This window comes from Sporosarcina sp. AD_1, from assembly GCF_057373025.1.
Genome location: NZ_JBPVIR010000005.1, coordinates 281,720 through 302,552, shown reverse-complemented (window position 1 = coordinate 302,552; position 20,833 = coordinate 281,720). Strand labels below are relative to the sequence as shown.

The window sequence follows — 20,833 nt, the reverse complement described above, 5'->3', positions numbered from 1 at the left end:
CACGGCTCGTTAGCATCTGAGACCTCCCCATATGTTTGTCATCCTTCACTCATATTTGCCTTTCAATGGAACGAATCTCACTTCGCCTAGCACTTCCTTACTTATCTTTCCGTCTGCATCTTTTTTCAACAATAGTAATTGTTGGAATGAAGAGGAACCCACAGGGATAATCATTGTTCCGCCTTCATCCAATTGATCCGTTAGTTCAACTGGGATTGCGGCAGCTGCAGCGGTTACGATAATCCGGTCGTAGGGAGCATATTCCTCCCAGCCCTTGTTTCCATCGTCCAGTTTGAATCGAATGTTATCAAAACCTGCTGCCAGTAATCTTTTTTTCGCCTGATCCGCTAAGGGTTTGATCCGTTCTACCGTGTAGACCTGCTGGACGAACGGAGCAAGCATGGCAGTTTGGTATCCTGATCCTGTGCCAATTTCTAACACTCTTGATTCTTTGTGTAAATCTAGTGCCAAGGTCATCTCGAGGACCAAAGATGGCTGTGATATGGTCTGTTCAAATCCAATCGGAATGGCTTCATCTAAGTAAGCGAACTCCTGTAATGTATCCATAAACAAGCTGCGATCTAGTTGTTTGAAGTGTTCGATGATCTCCTTCATCTGATTTTCCACAGGGTGCCCTCCTCCTCCCGTTCTTTATTAGTCAGCTTACCGAAAATGGAAGGGCTTAAACATTCGGGAGGTTTAATTTGAATGAACAAGAGAAATTTAATATAGATGGAGGCATTTCAATTATGAACTGTCATAATTTAATTTATCTATCAAAGGGGTCATGGCTATGTATCAAATACCAGAGGTCGAGCAAAGTTTGCGGTGGCCGAGTGGGTCATTGGAGACGGCGACGTTCGGGATGGGCTGTTTTTGGGGACCGGAAGCACGCTTCGGAAGTTTAAAAGGAATTGTACGGACACGGGTCGGATATGCAGGCGGCACGACAGCCTCACCGACATATCGTTCAATGGGTGATCATACGGAAACGGTAGAGGTGGATTTTGATCCTGAATTGACTACGTATGAAGACATTCTGCGTCATTTTTGGCACAATCACTATCCAAACCGGGATGAATATAAAGGGCGTCAATATATATCATTGTTGCGTTTTCGAGGGAACCAGCAGAAGGGAACAATCGATCGCATCAAAAAAGAGATGGAGCAGGAAATGGGTGAGCCGATGGAAACAGACATCGGTCCGTTCGAAAACTTCACATTGGCAGAGGAGCGGCACCAAAAATATTATTTGAAACGATATCCGCGGGCTATGGAACAGCTGCACGAGTTTTTTCCTGCACCTGAACTCCTAGTGAATTCGACTTTGGCTGCCCGATTGAATGGTTTTGTGAAAGGCTTTGGATCACGTGCCAGTTTGCTTGCGGAAATTGAAGCGTGGGAGATGGAGAATTGCGGTGAGAAGAAGCGGCTGGAAATGAAATTACGCAATATGAAGTGGTGATGAGCGGATTCAATGCGTGGGACAAGGATTGAATGGTTAGTAAATGAAATAAATGCATAAGGAGGAAGCTGACTAAAAGCAGGTCTGCTATAGGCGTCCAATTTGCCTTCTTCTTTTCTGTTCATTTCAGGTGAGCGCATGCAGATATCCCTTCACTCGATCTAATTAACATTATATAGAAGGACAATTTTTTTAGATAGAACAAGCGTGAAGACCGGTGCGATAAGCTCGGTCTTTCTTTGTGTTTGATTGTATATTTAAATAGTATTGACATATCTAAATTGAGAGTCTATTCTGTAATAAGAATACTGTATACAGTAGACGGAGGTGAGGCATTTGTCCGAACTAATTGTGAAACGTACAACATTGAAACAACAAGTCTATGATTATTTGAAAGATTCCATTCTGCTAGGGGAATTTAATCCTGGGGAACGACTGATAGAGGAAAAGATTGCGGAAACATTGAATGTCAGCAGAAGTCCGATTCGGGAAGCTGTTCGTATGTTGGAGAAAGATGGACTATTAAACGTTCATCAAACTGGAGGTGTGACGGTTGTGAATCCGACGATTGAAGATTATAGAAGTCTTTATGAAGTCCGGGTTGAAATGGAATCATTGGCGGCATATTTCGCAGCGGAACGATGTGACGATTCGGAAATTGCATTAATGGAGTCGTCGATTCAAGAGATGGCGCATGAAATTTCTATCCAAAATCTCAAAGGGCTATTACGGGTCAATTTTAACTTTCATGAAATTATTGTCCGCGCCAGTAGGAACCCGTTTCTCATTTCCATGACACTGCAATTAAGGGGTATCAATAGTTTTTATCGCAGAGCCATCGTTGAAGGAGACCCGCGCAATATGGAAAATGCACTGCGGGATCACGAAGAAATATTCTTTGCGATCCGGAAAAGGGATCCGGATTTTGCAAGGGAATGCATGAGAAAGCATATTGAACATGATTATCAGGCTTTCATGAAAGCTGTTCAGAAATAAGGGAGGAGAAGGTCGAGTTGGATCGAAGAAAACCGTTACAAGGGGTACGGGTTTTGGAACTTGGAAATCTCGTTGCAGCACCATTTGCCGGGAAATTATTTTCAGAATTCGGAGCGGAAGTCATTAAAGTTGAGGAGCCGAAAAATGGAGATCCACTGCGCAATTGGCGGGTGATGCACCATGATACATCCGTTTGGTGGTACGTGCAAAGCCGTAATAAGAAAAGCGTTACGATCAATATGCGTGACCCGGAAGGACAAGACATCGTCAAGTCGCTCATAAAAGAAGCGGATGTCGTCATTGAAAATTTCAAGCCAGGGACATTAGAGCGATGGGGGCTCGGATACGATGAGATGAAAGCTGTCAATCCATCCATCATTTTGACCCGCATCTCGGGATATGGACAAACAGGGCCATATAAAGAGAAACCTGGATTCGGAAGTGTTGCAGAAGCAATCGGCGGCCTGCGGTATTTAACCGGTTACCCGGATCAGCCGCCAGTCCGCGTCGGCATTGCAATCGGTGATATGATCGCCGGGCTTTATGCGGTTATCGGAACATTAATGGCGTTGCGGGCCAGAGACCAGGATGCACATAGACAGGGGCAAGTTGTAGACGTGGCCTTATACGAAGCAGTGTTCAGTTTACTGGAAGGCATTCTTCCAGAATATGATTTGACCGGACAAGTGCGTGAGCGGACGGGGACTACGCTGCCTGGCATTGCACCTTCCAATACATACAAATGTGCAGATGGAAAACACGTTGTCATCGGAGGCAACGGAGATCGGATTTTCGAACGCCTCATGACAGCGATCGGGCGGGAAGACATGGCTGTAAATCCTGCCTATGCGTCAAATCAAGGCCGTGCGGATCATGTCGAACTTATCGATGAGGCAATCGAAGCGTGGACTCTGCAACATACCTTGAAAGAAGTTCAGCAAAAGTTAGATGAAGCATCAGTGCCGGTCGGGCCAATATTCGGCATCCAAGATATTGTGGAGGATCCACATTATCAAGCGCGTGACATGCTGAAAGAGGTCACCTTGCCAGGTGGCGAAAAGCTGCTCGTACCGGGCATTGTACCGAAGCTTTCCCATACGCCGGGAGATATCGAATGGAACGGTCCGACGTTAGGAGCGCATAACGAAGAAGTGTATTCCGCGTATTTGGGATTGACGGAAGAGGAATTGTCCCGCTTGAAGGAAAGGGGGATCATCTGAATGGAAAAAGTCACGATTATCGACGTCAGCCCGAGAGATGGTTTACAAAACGACCCCCGTATCGTATCAACGGTAGACAAAGTGCAGTTAGTCAAAAAATTGGTTGCTGCTGGTATTGGCAAAGTTGAAGTGACCTCTTTTGTCCATCCGAAGAAAGTGCCGCAGATGGCAGATGCGAATGAAGTGATGGAATCCTTGCCAGACGATCTGCCGCTTGCAGCTGTCGCTTTGATTCCAAACGTAAAAGGGTATGAGCGAGCGAGAGAGCATCGTTTCCACGAAGTCAATTGGGTGAGTGCGGCAACGGAAACCTTCAACGAGAAAAATATTGGAATGACGATTGGAAAGAACTTGGAGCAATTCACTGAAGTAGTGGCGCGGGCGAAGCAAGATGGCATGGGTGTCTGTTTTTCCATTGCGGTAAGCTTCGGCTGCCCTTATGAAGGAGAAGTGGCAGAAGCTAAGGTGCTCGAGATCGTCAGGCAGGTGAAAGAGGCGGGCGCTGATCGCATCAGTATCGCGGACACCATCGGCATTGCCACGCCGGACCATGTCGAAAGGTTAATGAAAAAAGTCTTACTGGAAGCCGGTTCTACACCAGTCGCCATTCATTTGCATGATACCCGCGGGCTTGGGTTGGCCAACGCTTATGCCGCCTATCAAGCAGGCATAAGGATTTTTGAGACATCCGCCAGCGGAATCGGCGGCTGTCCATTTGCTCCGGGAGCAGCCGGCAATTTGGCGACGGAGGATTTGGTTTATTTATTTGAACGGATGCACATCGATACAGGCATCGATTTTACAAAATTGTTGGAAGCCGCTGATTTCGCGGCAAGTTTATCAACGAAGACACCTTTGGGACGCATACGGCACGTAGAAAAAAAGAAGGAAGAGGGGAAACGGAAATGAAGAAATGGATGAAAGGCCTGGTAGGTACAATGGCAGCTGTGTTGATGCTGGCTGGCTGCAGCGACAAAAAGGAAACGGATAAAGGAGAAGCGGCGACTGGATCGGGCGATGGCTATGAAGAAGTGACAATTCGCCTTGCATACAATTTGCCGCAAGATCACCATATCGCAATCGGTGTGGAAAACTTTGCGAAGGAAGTAAAAGAAAAATCGGATGGAAAAGTAAATGTCCAAGTATATCCGGCTGGTCAGCTGTTAAGCGATAAAGACATGAACCAGTCCATCCTCTCGGGTGGCGTGGAAATGGGCGTCAACTCTTCAACACTTTGGGCATCTACAGTGCCGGCAATGGGTATTTTCGATGTTCCGTACGTATTCAATGATTACTCAGCTGTCGGAGAAGCCTTGAATGGAGAGTTTGGGGACAAGCTTCGCGGCGCAATGGAGGAAAAAGGCGCAAAAGTATTAATGTTTGCGGATTATGGCTATGTTCAATTTGCAAATAACAAACGCCAATTGAAGTCTCCGGAGGATTTTAAAGGATTGAAGATTAGAAGTATTGGAGATTTGCCATCTGAATTGATTCAAGCATACGGCGCTTCTCCTGTGTTCATGGGTGGCGGTGAAGTATACATGGCGCTTCAGCGGAACACGGTAGATGGCGCAACTTCAGGAACAACGGCGATGCTTCAGCGGAAGTACGACGAGGTTACGAAGTATTTGACGATCAATAACTATGCTTATCTAGAATTCTTGCTTGCTGTGAATAAAGACTTCTGGGATGGCCTTCCTGAAAAGACACAAGACCTGCTGACGGAAGTTGCCGGTGAAACGGAAGTTTGGATCCGGGAACAAGCTGAAAAAGAAGATGCTGAGTCGGCAAAAGCGTTAGAAGAGAAAGGTATGGATGTCTACGTCGTGCCACAGGAAGATTTGAAAGAGTGGAAAGAAGCGGCAGCACCAGTCCGTGATGTGTTTGTTGAAAACGCGGGTCAATTGGGACAAGAGTTGCTCGACATGGTAGATGAGAAATAACTGGCTAGGGGGAAGTACTCGTGAAAGTGGTTTATCGAATCTGTGATTCAGTCATACGTTGGGGTGCATACGTAGCGGGCATTCTCATCCTGTTGACGACCGCCATGACGTTTTATGAGATCGTATCCAGAGCTTTTTTCCATAAACCGACGTCATGGGCAACCGAATTATCCATTTATGCTATTATCGGCAGCTGTTTTCTGGGAAGCGCTTATGCAGTCCGGTTCTATGCCCATATTACGGTGGATTTATTGATCAATAACGTGAATGATCGGTTTAAAACGGTCTTGGCTTACATCTCCAATTCCCTTGGCTTATTATTCAGTGTGATCTTTACAATTTATTGTTTTCGGCATGTCATTAAAACATTCGAGTTAGAAACAAAATCAGCGTCTTTGCTGCGCATTCCGATGTATTTGCCGGAATCCTTCCTTGTCATTGGAGGAGTTCTCCTATGCATCGCATTCATTCTGCAGCTCATTGACGGGGGCATCCATAAGGGAGGGGAACAACTATGAATCTATTTTTCACCGGTGGATTAGGTGTCCTCCTCCTGCTGGGCCTCCCGGTCGCCTTTACGTTAAGCTTGCTTGCGGTCGCTGGCATGTATTTCTTTAATGGCGGTACATTCGCCTTCATGCAGATTCCAATCATCTCCTATAAATCACTGGATGATTTTACGCTGACGGCGCTGCCGATGTATGTGCTCATGAGCCAAGTATTGCTTGTCAGTGGAGTGGGGCGCGACTTATATGAAATGGCAAGTAGGTGGTTCCGTCACTTTCCGGGCGGCCTGGCGATCGCGACATTATTTTGTTGCACGATTTTCTCGGCCATCTCGGGTTCCAGTGTCGCCACGGCAGTTACCGTCGGAGCAGTGGCGTTGCCTGAGATGGTTAGGCGCGGCTATAACAAGCGTCATGTATTAGGCTTACTTGCTGCAGGGGGAACGCTTGGAATTTTGATTCCGCCGAGCATCCCGATGATCATCTATGGTTCTGTTACAGGAGAATCCGTCGGTAAACTGTTCGTTGCCGGAATTGTTCCAGGTATCGTCCTAACGCTCGCCTTCATGATCTTTTCAGCTTATCAGACACGTCATATCAAAGATGAGCCGGCTACGTGGAATGAACGTTGGGAAGCTTCGAAAAAAGCGATATGGGGCTTGCTCCTTCCGGTTATCATTATTGGGGGAATTTACAGTGGTATTTTCACTCCAACTGAAGCAGCAGCAGTCGGCGTCGTCCTTAGTTTCGCGATCACTATTTTTGTGTACCGCAACTTGACGATGGCAGCTTTGCGAGAAATCTTAATTAACACGGTGAAAACAAACGCCATGATTTTATTCATCATCATTGGCGCCATGCTGCTTGGGTACATCTTGACGATCTTGCAAATCCCGCAAACTATCGTTAACTTTGCAACGACCCAGGATATCTCGCCATGGATCATCTTTGTGTTGATCAACATCGTGTTGCTTATACTGGGGATGTTCCTCGAAACGGTGTCCATCCTCGTCATCACTTTGCCGATTCTCTACCCGATCATCATGGCACTCGGCTTCGATCCGATCTGGTTCGCCATTATTATGGTGATCAATATGGAACTGGCCCTGATTTCACCGCCAGTCGGCATGAACCTGTTCGTCTTGAAAGGATTGAACAAGGAAAATACCATCAGCGAAATTGTTCAAGGCGTTATCCCGTACGCCGTCATCATGCTCGTGTTCATGGTCATCCTTTCGTTCTTCCCGGAAATCGCTACGTTTTTGATTCATAAGGATATTAAATAAACGTGGAAACCTGCAACTGCCATAAGATGGTGGATTGCAGGTTTTTTGTTTGAGGGGTGCAGAGAATGTTTGGTGTAACGTGGAGTGCTCGATTAAGTGGAAGAGTACTCATAAAGTCGTTGGGAGTGCTCGTATATGTGTAGAAGTGCTCGTATATCTTTACAAGTGCTCGTAAAATCGCAAGAGTTCTCGTATTTCTGTGGAAGTGCTCATAAAGTTGCTGGGAGTGCTCGTAAACTGTTTTCATTTCACATTTCATTTAACTAATTGACAACCTTGTAATTGCTCGCATTTTTACTTCAAATGTATTGTAGTTCCAATTGTTCGATACCCACGGGAACCACGGCTACTGCTCATTTCAATAGTCAAACAAAAAACTGCCGTCCCATAAAGTGGCGGCAGAGGACCAGTTATTTATTGCTTGCTACAGCTTCCTTATGTACATCCCAATAGTTTTGCAATTTTTGTTTTCCTGCTTTTACTTCGGGGTGAAACTGGATATATGCATTGTTCCGTGTTTCTTCGATGGCTTTGATGGAATCGAGTAGTTTGGCTTCTTGTTTGCCGCCATCCATGCTGTTGACGATGGCGAGTCCAGCGGTGATGCCTTGGCTGATGGCGACTTTGGCTCCTTCAATTCCTGTAATGTTCCCTGCAACGTAAAGTCCTTCCATTGGGGTTTCCATTCGTTCGTTATGAAGCGGAACATAGCCGCCCAGTTCTTCTATATGGTAGAACGGACATCCTGCAACGGCTGCTAGCTCCGCTAATGGGTAAAGACCGCCTGCTATACAAACGAAGTCCGCTTCGATATTTTGTTCGCTACCGGCAATGACTTCTCCAGATGGAGTGATTGTCGCGAGTTTTACGCCTTCGACTTTATCTTCTCCGTATATTTCGACGACCGCTTTCCGAAGCATGATCGGAATATCCCACATTTTTACGCCGTTTTTCGGATAAAAAGTGATTCCCATCTTTTTCATGAAATCGTTTTTCATCAGCTTGCTTCCCATTTTCACCAATGCGGATGGCGCCATATGAGATACGTGCAAGAGTGAGTTAATGACATCCAATGGCTTCCCGGATTTTTCAGTGACCCTATTCATCTTCGGTAACGTAATGGCTGCAACATCGATATCAGCCAGTTTCAATTCCATCGCGATAGCAGAGGATAGCACGTTCACACCGATGATGACACCTCGTTCGCCCGGCTTCACGCGGTGGACATTTGTCATAACTTGTGCAGCCCCGACAGACATGACGCCCGGAAGAGTCCATCCAGGGATTGGAAAAGGCACTTCCGCAGCCCCTGTTGCTAGCAATAAGTGTGATGTCGCATACACTTCATCCTCCGTATAGACGTACCAAAAGCCATCCTGATTTTCAATATTGGAGACAGGTGTTTGTAATTTAAATTCCACCCCTGCAGCGATTGCTTGATCATAGAGGTTTTTGGATTCTTTGATGCCATTCCACCATTTGCCCGTTGGCTCTTCGTATAATTGGCCTAATAATCTGCCGCCTGGTTTCATGTATTCATCGATGACAATGACGCTTACTCCGTTTTCTGCAATGGCAATGGCTGCAGATAAACCTGCGGGGCCGGCCCCGATAATGATTGCTTTATTCATTATTTGCCCTCCAATCGCGCACCGACGTCAGAAGTTTACCGCCGCTTTTGACGTCCATGCCGTCTTGGACGGGTGTCAGACAAGCACGGACTCCTTGTTTGCCATCCACAGTAACGCGGCATTCGAAACAATGTCCAATATTGCAGTAGATTCCTCGCGGTGTGCCCGTTTCTTCGTGATGGCGGAGTGTGCGGATGCCGTTAGCCAGTAAAGCGGCCGCGATGGACTCATTGCGCAGCGCGCTGTATTGTTGATTATCAAAGGTGAAGGAGATTGTGTCTGTATCGTCTATTTGATCCAGAACAGGATGATGAATAATTCTTTTAGTCATTGTTCTCCACCTCCCCTAACTTACCGAAACTGATTGGACGGATAGGCGGCTGATATTTCAACGTGATCTGGGACACATCTCTTTCAGAAGTTGAAAGGGCAATGCTGTCCACTGCGCTACGGCATGTCCTGCCGCCGCAATAACCCATTCCGGCACGGGTCCGGAGTTTTAATTCTCTTGGAGAACAGCCGTATTTTTCAGCTGTTTCGACTAATTCTCTGTATGTTACTTCTTCGCACCGACATATAATCATTTCGTTTTCCGACATATATATCACCCCATACATAAACTTGAACTGCGTACATTCAATATCTATGCAAGAAGCATGCCAACCTGATGTTATAATTTTATGCCCAGCTTATTCATTCGGTTGTATAAAGTCGCCCGGGTGATATTTAAGTTTTTTGCGCATTGCAGTTTGTTTCCATTTGCCTTATTAAGCTCTCGTAAAATGATATCTTTTTCATATTGTTGCAACTGATCGCTTAATGAAAGATTCTCATCTACTGTGAGTGGTGCCGGCTGCAGGTCTGTGATCGAGTGAAAGGTGTTTGCTAACCCGTCAATTTCTATTGGTAGATCATCCATTTTAATATTGCCGTTCTCAGAGAACACCACTAATCGTTCCACGACATTCTTCAGTTCGCGGATATTGCCGGGCCATGAGTGCTGCAGCAAGGATTGCATGACCGCCTGCGAAATGCCGTGGATCGGACGGTTGTATTTCACTGAGATTTCGTAAAGGAAGTAATGCGTCAATTCGATAATATCCTCGAGACGTTCGCGGAGTGGCGGTACAGTGAAGTTGACGACATTCAATCGGTAGTACAGATCTTCACGGAACGTCTTTTCCTTCACAAGCTCCTTTAAATCGCGGTTTGTCGCTGCGACAACCCGGAAATCCGCTTCGATCTCTTTCGTTCCTCCGACAGGGTAGAATTTCTTTTCTTGCAATAAACGCAAGATCTTCACCTGCATCTCCAGAGGCATCTCTCCAATTTCGTCAAGGAATAAAGTGCCTCCCCTTGCTAATTCAACCTTCCCTTTCTTCCCTTTTTGATCGGCCCCTGAAAAAGCACCTTTTTCATAACCGAAAATTTCGCTTTCGAATAAACCGCTCGGGATCGCCCCACAGTTAATAGCAACAAATGGGGCATTCGGCTTCTCGCGCAAATTGTGAATTGCTTTGGCAAAAAGCTCTTTCCCAACGCCGCTTTCCCCGTAAATGAGGATGCTTGCATTGGTTGTGGCGGCTTTCTTTGCTATTGACATCGTCTGCTTCAAAGCAGGACTGTTGCCTCTTATGTAACTAAACGGATTGACAGTTGGCAATGATTTGCGGACTTCCTCTTCCAAGGTAAACAGTTTTTCGGACGTCATGAACAGTTCGTTGTTCAACCGGATCTGGCTCGTAATATCCGTTTCTGATACGACGGCACCTATAATTTCTTCCTTGTAGTAGACAGGGCTTGAGTTGATCATGACGACTAGGTCATTTCGTGCGTGGTGCTGGCTGTGATAGACGGAAGAGCCAGTTTGTAAGGAATTCAGTATTTCCAATCGGTCTGAACTGAAAAAATCGGTGATGGGCTTGCCGATAATCTCTTCTTCCTTGATTGAGAATAATCTTTCGGCGCCTTTTGTCCAGTACACGACATTTGAATCTCGGTCAATGACGGTACAGGACTCGTCAATTGTCTGAAGAATAGTCGTTAAATAAGCTTGCATCTGCTGATACTCATCCAACAGTTTTTCGGAAAGGATTTCTGTATTAATGAATCCTGCATAAGCGCCTTTCTCATCTAGTAGTAACGCTGTATTTTCGTGTGTGAGAGAAGATACGACATGCTCTATGGAACTTGTAATGGGATGAATCGGACAAGGTGTCAGAACCAGCTCTCCTGTCGATTGAGATATGGATACATGGTGGACGGACTGTAGGTTTTGGTTTTGAATAAACAGCTTACCAGGTGCTTCTTTCATTGCCTTTTCTTTTAATACAGCCAAATCATCGCATGTTTCTATGATTAAAAAATTAGTATCCATAACTTTTTCTAAGAGACGGTTTGAATTGTTCAATATTTTAGCCACCTAACTGTCAAAAAATTTGATATGTCTAATTATTTTTACATAAATAGTTTGAAGATTCAATGGAAAGCTAGAATAAACGGTTTTTTTTAGTTGGCACGGAACTTGCATTACTAGATTACCGAACGTTCAAATGAGAGGAGGATTATTGTGGGGACTATTCAACATCGAGATGTTGTGGTGATCGGCGGAGGCATTATCGGTGCAGCAATCGCCTATTACGGATCAAAAGCTGGCCTGGATATAACGGTCCTTGAAAAGAACGAATTAGCGAGTGGCACTTCCTCCAGATGTGACGGAAATATTCTAGCGATAGACAAGGATCCTGGTTTTGATAGCCAGATGTCGTTAAAGAGCCAGCAGCTTGTCCATGAACTAGACAAAGATTTGGAAGTTTCCTTTGAGTACCGCAATCCCGGCAGTATATTGGTTTGTGAAAATGATGCTGAAATGGAAGCGGCGAATCAATGGGTGAGTCGCCAACAAGCGGCTGGTCTTGATTTTAAAATGCTCGACCGTGCCGATCTTCGGAATGAGTCCAAGTATTTTGCGGACGATTTATATGGAGGTCTGGAGTGTAAAACAGATTCGACAGTCAATCCGTACATGTTGACATTTTCAATGTTTAACAGTGCTGAAAAACAGGGAGCAAAAATCCAAACCCATACAGAAGTAAAAAATATGGCGCGAGATGCTGCTGGAAAGTTTCTCATTGAGACGAACAACGGAACGTATACCGCCAACAAAGTTGTAAACGCAGGCGGTGTTTGGGCACCGAGAATTGGTGAAATGATGGACCTCGACATTCCGATTGTCCCGAGAAAAGGACAATTGATCGTCGCTTCAAGGCAACAACCGGTAGGACTGCGAAAGGTGATGGAATTTGGTTATCTAATCTCTAAATTCGGCGGGCAGCGATCAGTGGATCCGATAACCGAAAAATATGGAGTAGCACTCGTGTTTGAGCCAACGGAGGCTCAGAACTTCCTGATTGGAAGCAGCCGCCAATTTGCCGGATACAATACAAAAGTCGATCAAGAGGTCATTACGTATATAGCGAAAAGGGCTGTCCGTTTCTACCCCAAAATTGCGGATATGACGGTGATTCGTACATATGCAGGTTTACGTCCTTGGACGGAAGATCATCTGCCGATCATTTCACGTGTTGACCATATTCCTGGTTACTTTATCGCAGCCGGACATGAAGGCGATGGCATCAGTTTGGCGGCTGTTACAGGGAAATTGATTGAAGAGATGCTTGCCGATAAGGAGACATGTATCCCGATTGAACCATTGCGTTTAGAGCGATTTAAACAGGGGGTGACAAACTGATGAAGTATCAGCGGATTTTTACAACAATCGATACACATACAGGAGGGAATCCGACTCGAACCCTCATCAGTGGCCTGCCGCCGCTCAAAGGGAATACGATGTCTGAAAAAATGCTGTATATGGAAAAGCATTATGATTGGATCCGGAAATTTTTAATGAATGAGCCGAGGGGACACGGTGTCATGTCAGGTGCATTAATGACGGATCCTTGCCATCCTGACGCAGATGTAGGTGTCATCTATATTGAAACAGGTGGCTATTTGCCAATGTGTGGCCACGATACAATCGGATTCTGTACCGCATTGATCGAGGCGGGATTGATTGAAGTTAAAGAACCTGTAACAAATATCAAGGTCGATACCCCGGCTGGCCTGATTGATGTGGACGTTCAAGTCGTTGATGGGATAGCGAAAGAAGTAACATTCGTCAACGTGCCTTCATTCTTGTTGAAATCAATTGAAATTGACGTCGAAGGGATTGGCCATGTGGAATGTGAAATCGCCTATGGCGGTAATTTCTACGGAATTATTGATGCACGCAAGTTGGACATTCCACTCGTGGAAAACAATGCGACGAACATTATTAATAAAGGAATTGATATACGAAATGCGATCAACGCAAGGGAAGAGGTTGTCCATCCTGAATTCCCATTCATCAATGGGTTGACGCATATTGAGTTTTACACGGATCCTACTCATCCGGAAGCAGACTTGAAGAATACGGTTATCGTGCCGCCGGGTGGCATTGACCGTTCACCTTGTGGAACAGGTACATCGGCTAAGCTGGCGACATTGTACAAGAAGAAAGAACTCGGCCTCAATGAGCCATTCGTCTATGAAAGTATCGTAGGAACGCTGTTTACGGCACGAGTGCTAGAAGAAACGAAAGTAAAAGATTTGGATGCCGTCATTCCTGAAGTGACGGGTTCTGCATGGATTATGGGGATGCATCGCTTCTTCTACAACGAAAAAGACCCACTGCGTGAGGGCTATTTGCTTATTCCGCCGATGGACCATTAACGAACTGGAATCAGTTGGATATTCCGGTGTTATAAATTTTTTTGAAAGGAGGTTGTCTAAATGAATTATGAAAAAATGTATTGCACCATCGACACGCATGTCGTAGGAGAGGCGTTCCGCATTGTTATTCAATCTCCGATTACCTTTATAGGTTGTGATGTGACCTCGAATCACACGGAGTTAGCCAATAATTTTACGACTGTGAAGAATTTATTGTTGAATGAACCGCGGGGACACCGGGGCATGAATGGCTGCATTGTCTTGCCATCACAGCAGGCGGACTTCCAGCTCCTGTTCTTTACTCATGAGGGCAGCAACAATTTCAAGTATGAAGGATTGCTTGCAACGGTATCTGCCCTCATCGAGACAGGGAACGTGCAAAGGACAGCAGACGATTCGTATACAGTGGAAACTGTGCATGGCATCTACACAGTGCAGGCGCAGGTAGACCAGCAGGAAGTGACAGTCGTTGAGATAAAGAGCGGTGTCTGTACGACTACTGAAGTCGGAGAGGATGCGGCCGTGGTTTCCGTTGACACTGCAAGGAATTACTTGATCTACACTTTGCCTGATTCCATTCAAGGAATTGAATTGGAGCATTTAGCGGCAGTAAGCAATTGGGGGATTGCTAAAACTAGAGAACTGACGAATGCGAAGATCGCCTTTGACGGCATTATTCTCGTAGAGCAACTGCCAGACTCATCGAGTCATGTTCGATCCGTCACTTTTGAGAAGGATGGCTATATACTACGGTCCCCTGGGGTGGACAGCAGTTTTGCGCTTATGACGCTTCTCAATGAGAAAGAGCCCCTTTCTGAACTTGTGAACGAAAGTATCTTTGGCAGTTCCTTAACGGTACATTCGCTATCAGATGATGGAAATCGATTTTCTGTTAAAGCAGTTCCGTACATTACAGGATCCCATGAATTTGTTTTTGATCCTGAGGATCCATTAAAAAACGGTTTTATCTTGGCATAACAGCACACATGTCCATGAGGAGTATGTATTGGCGTTACAACTAAAGGGGGAGTACTAATGGAAAAGAAGAAGAGGCCGCCTAAACTATCTGAACTATTATTTGTATTGATAGGTTTTGGTGTCATCATGGTCACATTCATTGTGAAGTTTGAGATTTCTATTCATTTAGCTTTATTGACGACATGGTTCCTCATTATGTTGGTAGGTTTGAAGATCGGTTACAACTATAAGGAAATGCAGGATGGGTTGCTGAAGGGCATTACAGATGGCCTGGAAGCGGTCATTGTCCTCCTCTCAGTAGGCGCCTTGATCGGGACCTGGATTGCTGGCGGTATTGTGCCATCTATCATTTATTACGGATTAACCGTAATTGAACCGAACATCTTTTTATTAGCCGCGTTTTTCATTTGTACGGTAACGTCCATAGTGACGGGTACATCTTTCGGGTCTGCAGGGACAGCAGGGATTGCAATGATGGCAATTGGCGCAAGCTTCGGCTTTCCGTTGCCACTTGTTGCAGGTGCGGTCATTTCAGGCTGTTATGTAGGAGATAAGCTTTCTCCTTTGTCTGATACGACTGTCATGACGGCTTCTCTCTCGAAAGTGGATTTGATCGATCATATTAAATCAATGTTGACGGTCAGTTTTCCGGCCTGGCTGATTGCGGGGGCCCTGTTCCTCATAACCGGTTTCTTTTACGGTGGTTCGGGTGACTTGAGTGCTGCCACATCTACGATGGATTCTTTGCAGGAATATTTCCATATCGGCTGGTATATGCTCATCCCGGCACTGGTAGTCATCACTTTACTGGCTTTTAAAATGCCCTCCATCCCAGTTATCTTATTCGGGGCATTTTTGGGAACGATCTGGGCGTTTTTATTTCAAGGCGCAACGTTTTTGGAAGCGTTCAATATTATGTATGCCGGTAATTCAATTAACTCGGGCGTTGAATTCATTGACAAACTATTAAACCGAGGCGGAATTGTGTTCATGCTGGATGTCATCGCGCTGATCATCTTCGCGCTTGGCGTGGGCGGGTTAATGGAAAGAATTGGTGTGTTGCGTGCACTTGGAGACTACTTGGCGAAATGGGCAAACAACCCCGGAAAGACTACAATCACAACGATCCTGGCCGGACTTCTTGGAAATGCATTCGGCGGAGCGTATGTGTCGCTTATCACGGCGACGAAGATCACTGGTGAAAACTATGATCGCTTGAATTTGGATCGTCGTGTGCTTTCAAGAAACTCTGAAGCGGGCGGAACAGTGACGACTCCAATGGTCCCATGGTCAGACGGCGGTGTGTTCATGGCTGCGGCACTTGGTGTCTCCACAATGAGCTATTTGCCGTTCCTATGGTTCAATTTCTTAGTGCTCATCATTTCAGTTATTTACGGCTTTACGGGCAAATACATTTGGTACAATAAGCCATCTCAATCTGAGATGGCAGTAGAAGATAGCAATGAAGTCATTCAAGAAGAAAAAATATTAATCAAATCTTAAAGATATATGGAGGAATTTCAGATGGTTAAATTAGAAGGCGTATTTCCAGTACTTGTCACACCAATGTTGAATCAGCAGGATATCGATTGGGTTGGGTTTCGAAGCAATATCGAACATTTCATTGAAGAAGGTGTGGCAGGCATTGCGATCAATGGGAGCACTGGTGAATTCGTAAGCTTGACAAAAGAAGAGCGTTTCAAAGCGGTTGAAGTGGCAGTAGAACAAGTGAATGGACGTATTCCACTGATTGTTGGAACGGCGGCTGAAACGACTGCCGATGCAATTGAATATACACAACAGGCCGAAAGAGCGGGCGCAGATGCAGCACTATTGATCAACTCGTATTATGCCCATCCGAAAGAGGATGAAATTTATGAGCATTTCAAAGCGGTTGCAGAATCAGTAAAATTCCCGATTATGATCTATAACAATCCATTCACTTCGGGCGTTGACATTAGCACAGAAACTATTTTACGTGTAGGCCGCGACGTCGAAAACATTACGCACATCAAAGAATCAAGCGGCGGAATCGGCAAAGCGCGAGACATAGCACGCCAAGGCGAAGGGTTCATCAAAGTGTTCTGTGGTTCCGAGGACCTTGCAATCGAATCATTCTTAGTTGGTGCAACAGGCTGGATTTCCGTATCCGGCAATATCGTGCCGGGTCTTGTAACCGCGATGTACAACCATGTACAAGCAGGTGAATTAGACGCCGCCTGGAAACAATACGACAAATTGCTTCCGCTTTGTGAGTACCTTGAAGGGTCAGGAAAATATGTTCAGATTGCAAAGCGTGCGATGGAGCTAAAAGGCTGTGCGGGTGGTCCTTGCCGTCTGCCGCGTCTGCCATTGAATGAAGAAGAGGATGCAAAGTTAAAAGAATTGATGGCGGATTTAGGCGTACTTAAGGGCGTACTGAAAAACTAATAGGGAAGGAGAATCATCATGCAAACGATCAATTATGATTTGAAACCAAAAGTCAAAGGGTTCCTTGAAGGTGTCAAGGGCCTTTACATCAACGGTGAGTACGTTGAAGCGAAAAGCGGAAAAACATTTGATGTACTTGATCCGGCAACGGAGGAAATCATCGCAAAAGTGAGCGAAGCACAAGAGGAAGATATTGAGATTGCCATCGCGGCAGCTCGTAAGGCGTTTGATGAGGGTGAATGGACAAAAATGGACGCGGCAACACGTTCCCATCTCATCTATAAATTTGCTGATCTATTAGAGGAAAATCGCGAGGAGCTCGCTCAGCTGGAAGCACTCGATAATGGGAAACCTTATGAAACTGCGCTTGCAGATGATGTAGACGGAACGATTCAGCATTTCCGTTACTATGCAGGCTGGGCAACAAAAATCACAGGAAAGACGGTGCAGGTGTCACCGGATTACTTAAATTATATCGTCCATGAGCCGGTTGGCGTTGTCGGGCAGATCATACCTTGGAACTTTCCACTTGCCATGGCAGCATGGAAACTGGGAGCCGCGCTGGCAGTTGGCTGTACAGTCGTCATCAAGCCGGCTAGCGAAACACCACTTTCCCTTTTATATGCTGCAGAGCTCTTCAAACAAGCCGGCTTCCCGGACGGCGTTGTTAACGTAGTTCCAGGTGCTGGACGCGTTGCGGGTGAAGCCATCATTACGCATAAAGATATCGACAAAGTGGCCTTCACAGGTTCTACAGCTGTCGGTAAAGAAGTGATGAAAAAAGCAGCCGAACAAATGAAAGGTGTAACGCTTGAACTTGGCGGCAAATCGCCTGCCATTGTCCTGGAAGACGCGAATGTCGAGGAAGCAATCGAAGGCACATTCGCGGGAACTATGTATAACCACGGGCAAAACTGCAGTGCATGTACTCGCGTATTCGTTCAGCGGGGCCTGTATGATCAATTCGTTGAAGCGCTTGCAGAAAAAGCGAAGGCGTTGAAGGTTGGGCCAGGAATGGATCCTTCCACTGTTATGGGACCGCTTGTCTCTGCGAAGCAACAACAAACGGTCCTTGAATATATTGAAAAAGGAAAAGCGGAAGGAGCACGTCTTGTCGCAGGCGGCGAAAGAGCGCATGAGAAAGGTTTCTACGTTCAACCGACTGTCTTCGCGGATGTAGAGGATCATATGACGATTGCTCGCGAGGAAATCTTCGGTCCCGTCCTTTCCATCTTCGTTTTCGACACAGTGGAGGAAGTCATCAAACGGGCAAACGACAGCGATTATGGATTGGCCGCAAGTGTGTGGACGGAAAATATTAAGAAAGGCCATTACATTGCAGGCAAGCTCCAAGCAGGAACGGTCTGGGTGAATGATTTCGGCCTTGAATGGGAGACCATGCCATTTGGCGGCTATAAGCAATCCGGCATCGGCCGTGAGATGGGCGGAGAATATGGATTGGCCAACTATACAGAAGTAAAAAGTGTATTCGTGAATATTAAGCAATAATCGGATTTCGCACCCCAACGGAAATCGAATGATATAAAACTTTTATGGATATTTCCCCTGATATCGATAGAACACATTTGTTGCAATTGCATCCATAACCCACCCTGTAAAAATAAACAAAGAGACCGCTGCACCAGTTGCATAAGCACTGGTAGCGGTCTCTTTTCAATGGTCAAAAGTAAGACCTACACATCAATTTCCTTCCGTTTGCTGGAAGGGGGAATTCGCAATTCTTCACGATACTTACTAACAGTTCGTCTTGATATGGAAATTCCTTGTTCAGAGTTGAAGTATTCCGCAATTTTTTGGTCAGAATACGGTTTGAATTTATTCTCCGAAGCAATGTACTCCTCTAAAAGCGTCTTTACTTTCGTCTGTGAAATACTGTCGCCACAAGACGTTCCCAGTTTGGAAGTAAAAAGAGTACGTAATTCATATGTGCCATGAGGAGTTTGGATCATTTTATTTGCGGTTGCCCGGCTCACGGTGGATTCATGCATTTCAATTTCATCGGCTACTTCCTTCATGGTCAACGGTTGCAATGAAGATAAGCCGTGCTCAAAGAAACTTCGTTGTTTCTTCATCAGGAAGGAGACGATTTTAATAATGGTATTCCGCCGTTGTTCGATACTCGTTAACAGCCATTGATAGTTTTTATATTGTGTTTGCATATATTTTGCTACATCATCTTTAGTCTGGAGGTAATGTGAATAATCTTGATTCAACTGGATGTTCGGCAAATAGCTATCATTCAAATGAAAAACGAATTCATCATTTATTAACTCGACTATAATATCCGGTATCATGAACTCCGTTACATGCTCGCAAGCGAGAGAACACGGCCGTGGATTGAGCGATAGAATCAAGTCATGAAGCTCCTTCACTTCAGCCATTGAGATCTTCATCTTCAACGCGATTTCATTCCATTTTCGATCGGCAATCAAATCTAGATGTTGATTCACCAGTTCTGCAGCCCTGTCATTTTCAGGATAAAGATTGGAAATCTGTAAGAGCAGACATTCCTGCAAGTTCCGTGCTCCGACCCCAGCCGGCCCAAACTGCTGAAGAAGTTCGATGCCATAGTGGATCTCCTTATCACTGAATTGCATGGAGCCGCCAGTATCAGTCGATAAATCAGGTAAATAGCCATTTTCATCAAGATTGTAAATCAAGTAACGTAACAATTTCTGCGTTGATTCGTCATGATGCATGAATTTCGCATGTTCGTACAATTCATCGCGCATATTTCTTGTATTGCCTTGACCCACATCTGTCGGCATCCCGGTGGTATGGGAGGATGTGGTGCGTTGGTTGACTCGCTCCTCATAACCACTGCGATCCTCTTTTTCCTTCAGTTCAATGAGCGGGTTTTCCAGCTCCTGTTGCCGGATATATTGGTCAAGCTCATAGGTCGTATATTGCAATAATTCAATGGCTTGTCTTAATTCCATTGTCATGAGCAGATGTAGTTCTTGTCGTTGCTGGAGTGCAAGCTCCATGAATACTAGACCTCCTTATAACGCTGAAAATATGAGAACGCTTGCAAAAATGTTTCTATTATTATAGCACAAATAAAGAAGTATATTAACGATAAATATGAATGTTCAGATAAGAGGTGGCTTAATAAAAATACTTGGATGAAGTGCTTGGGATCGTAAAGTTATAGGAATTCTCGTATAAATGAAAGAGTGTATGTATTATTGCAATGCAGGAATGCTCGTAAACCTGTTGCTTTTCCTCTTATCTTTAGTCATCCAGTCGCTATCCGAATAACCTGGCCAAATGCGAACCACTCGATTATGCTTTGGAACCACTCGTATAATTTTTTATTCGCTCATATCTGATCATCTACCGCTCGTATCCTACAAGGACCTCTCGTATCCTGCCCAAACCGCTCGATTAAGCTCGGTAACCACTCGTAATTATTTTATCCGCTCGTATACTCTCCGTAATCACACCAATCCTTGAACAAAAATAGCCAGTTATGAAGTTTTCCGTTTCTCTAGAATTAGATAGGCTTAAAATAGACATCGAATATTTTATATTTTTCTAAATTTATTGTATGGAAAACGTTTACATATTAATCTTGCGGGTAGTGA

General features: G+C 45.2%; 19 protein-coding genes. 13 read left to right on the top strand and 6 right to left on the bottom strand.

Annotated elements, in window-relative coordinates:
• Positions 1-45 precede the first annotated feature (45 nt).
• The gene (locus ACSW3C_RS12045) at positions 46-627 is read right to left on the bottom strand and encodes a protein-L-isoaspartate(D-aspartate) O-methyltransferase (RefSeq protein ID WP_486562839.1); all 582 of its coding nucleotides are present in this window, start codon (positions 625-627) and stop codon (positions 46-48) included.
• Positions 628-793: 166 nt separating this feature from the next.
• Here ACSW3C_RS12045 and ACSW3C_RS12040 point away from each other — a divergent pair, with 166 nt between their 5' ends.
• From ACSW3C_RS12040 to ACSW3C_RS12010, 7 genes are all read left to right on the top strand, one after another.
• A complete protein-coding gene (locus tag ACSW3C_RS12040; protein ID WP_486562838.1) occupies positions 794-1,465 on the top strand; it encodes a peptide-methionine (S)-S-oxide reductase MsrA in 672 nt (223 codons plus the stop codon).
• A gap of 327 nt (positions 1,466-1,792) precedes the next feature.
• The gene (locus ACSW3C_RS12035; protein WP_486562837.1) at positions 1,793-2,461 is read left to right on the top strand and encodes a GntR family transcriptional regulator; all 669 of its coding nucleotides are present in this window, start codon (positions 1,793-1,795) and stop codon (positions 2,459-2,461) included.
• A gap of 17 nt (positions 2,462-2,478) precedes the next feature.
• Complete coding sequence (locus tag ACSW3C_RS12030; RefSeq protein WP_486562836.1) at positions 2,479-3,681, top strand: CaiB/BaiF CoA transferase family protein; 1,203 nt, start codon at positions 2,479-2,481, stop codon at positions 3,679-3,681.
• Positions 3,682-4,590, top strand: coding sequence for a hydroxymethylglutaryl-CoA lyase (locus ACSW3C_RS12025; RefSeq protein ID WP_486562835.1), 909 nt, complete (start codon positions 3,682-3,684; stop codon positions 4,588-4,590). It begins immediately after the preceding gene.
• Positions 4,591-4,634: 44 nt separating this feature from the next.
• Positions 4,635-5,624: a TRAP transporter substrate-binding protein gene (locus tag ACSW3C_RS12020; protein WP_486562893.1), complete on the top strand. Its 990-nt coding sequence runs from the start codon at positions 4,635-4,637 to the stop codon at positions 5,622-5,624.
• Between the two features lie 20 nt (positions 5,625-5,644).
• Positions 5,645-6,142, top strand: coding sequence for a TRAP transporter small permease (locus tag ACSW3C_RS12015; protein WP_486562834.1), 498 nt, complete (start codon positions 5,645-5,647; stop codon positions 6,140-6,142).
• A complete protein-coding gene (locus tag ACSW3C_RS12010; RefSeq protein ID WP_486562833.1) occupies positions 6,139-7,416 on the top strand; it encodes a TRAP transporter large permease in 1,278 nt (425 codons plus the stop codon). The genes ACSW3C_RS12015 and ACSW3C_RS12010 overlap by 4 nt, the downstream gene beginning before the upstream one ends.
• A 410-nt stretch (positions 7,417-7,826) precedes the next feature.
• On the opposite strand, the gene ACSW3C_RS12005 is transcribed toward ACSW3C_RS12010, so the two are convergent.
• The 4 genes from ACSW3C_RS12005 to ACSW3C_RS11990 form a co-directional block, all read right to left on the bottom strand.
• Positions 7,827-9,047: an NAD(P)/FAD-dependent oxidoreductase gene (locus ACSW3C_RS12005; RefSeq protein ID WP_486562832.1), complete on the bottom strand. Its 1,221-nt coding sequence runs from the start codon at positions 9,045-9,047 to the stop codon at positions 7,827-7,829.
• Positions 9,040-9,378 (bottom strand): (2Fe-2S)-binding protein, encoded by a 339-nt coding sequence (locus tag ACSW3C_RS12000; RefSeq protein WP_486562831.1) that lies wholly within the window; start codon positions 9,376-9,378, stop codon positions 9,040-9,042. Before ACSW3C_RS12000 ends, ACSW3C_RS12005 begins: the two co-directional genes overlap by 8 nt.
• Positions 9,371-9,646 (bottom strand): (2Fe-2S)-binding protein, encoded by a 276-nt coding sequence (locus ACSW3C_RS11995; RefSeq protein WP_486562830.1) that lies wholly within the window; start codon positions 9,644-9,646, stop codon positions 9,371-9,373. Before ACSW3C_RS11995 ends, ACSW3C_RS12000 begins: the two co-directional genes overlap by 8 nt.
• 71 nt (positions 9,647-9,717) lie before the next feature.
• A complete protein-coding gene (locus ACSW3C_RS11990; RefSeq protein ID WP_486562892.1) occupies positions 9,718-11,424 on the bottom strand; it encodes a sigma-54 interaction domain-containing protein in 1,707 nt (568 codons plus the stop codon).
• A gap of 201 nt (positions 11,425-11,625) precedes the next feature.
• Here ACSW3C_RS11990 and ACSW3C_RS11985 point away from each other — a divergent pair, with 201 nt between their 5' ends.
• The 6 genes from ACSW3C_RS11985 to ACSW3C_RS11960 are packed head-to-tail and all read left to right on the top strand — an operon-like array spanning position 11,626 to position 18,734.
• Positions 11,626-12,798, top strand: a complete 1,173-nt coding sequence (locus tag ACSW3C_RS11985; protein ID WP_486562891.1) for an NAD(P)/FAD-dependent oxidoreductase — start codon at positions 11,626-11,628, stop codon at positions 12,796-12,798.
• Positions 12,798-13,817 carry a proline racemase family protein gene (locus ACSW3C_RS11980; RefSeq protein ID WP_486562829.1) on the top strand — a complete coding sequence of 340 codons (1,020 nt, stop codon included), beginning with the start codon at positions 12,798-12,800 and terminating at the stop codon, positions 13,815-13,817. Before ACSW3C_RS11985 ends, ACSW3C_RS11980 begins: the two co-directional genes overlap by 1 nt.
• Positions 13,818-13,877: 60 nt before the next feature.
• Entirely contained in the window at positions 13,878-14,795 is a 918-nt protein-coding gene (locus ACSW3C_RS11975; protein ID WP_486562828.1) for a proline racemase family protein, read from the top strand.
• 57 nt (positions 14,796-14,852) lie between these two features.
• Entirely contained in the window at positions 14,853-16,298 is a 1,446-nt protein-coding gene (gene nhaC / locus ACSW3C_RS11970) for a Na+/H+ antiporter NhaC (RefSeq protein WP_486562827.1), read from the top strand.
• Positions 16,299-16,319: 21 nt separating this feature from the next.
• The gene (dapA, locus tag ACSW3C_RS11965) at positions 16,320-17,225 is read left to right on the top strand and encodes a 4-hydroxy-tetrahydrodipicolinate synthase (protein ID WP_486562826.1); all 906 of its coding nucleotides are present in this window, start codon (positions 16,320-16,322) and stop codon (positions 17,223-17,225) included.
• Positions 17,226-17,243: 18 nt separating this feature from the next.
• Complete coding sequence (locus ACSW3C_RS11960) at positions 17,244-18,734, top strand: aldehyde dehydrogenase family protein (protein WP_486562825.1); 1,491 nt, start codon at positions 17,244-17,246, stop codon at positions 18,732-18,734.
• Positions 18,735-18,919: 185 nt separating this feature from the next.
• Here ACSW3C_RS11960 and rpoN read toward each other — a convergent pair whose 3' ends face one another.
• Positions 18,920-20,233 (bottom strand): RNA polymerase factor sigma-54, encoded by a 1,314-nt coding sequence (gene rpoN, locus ACSW3C_RS11955; protein WP_486562824.1) that lies wholly within the window; start codon positions 20,231-20,233, stop codon positions 18,920-18,922.
• Positions 20,234-20,833 lie beyond the last annotated feature (600 nt).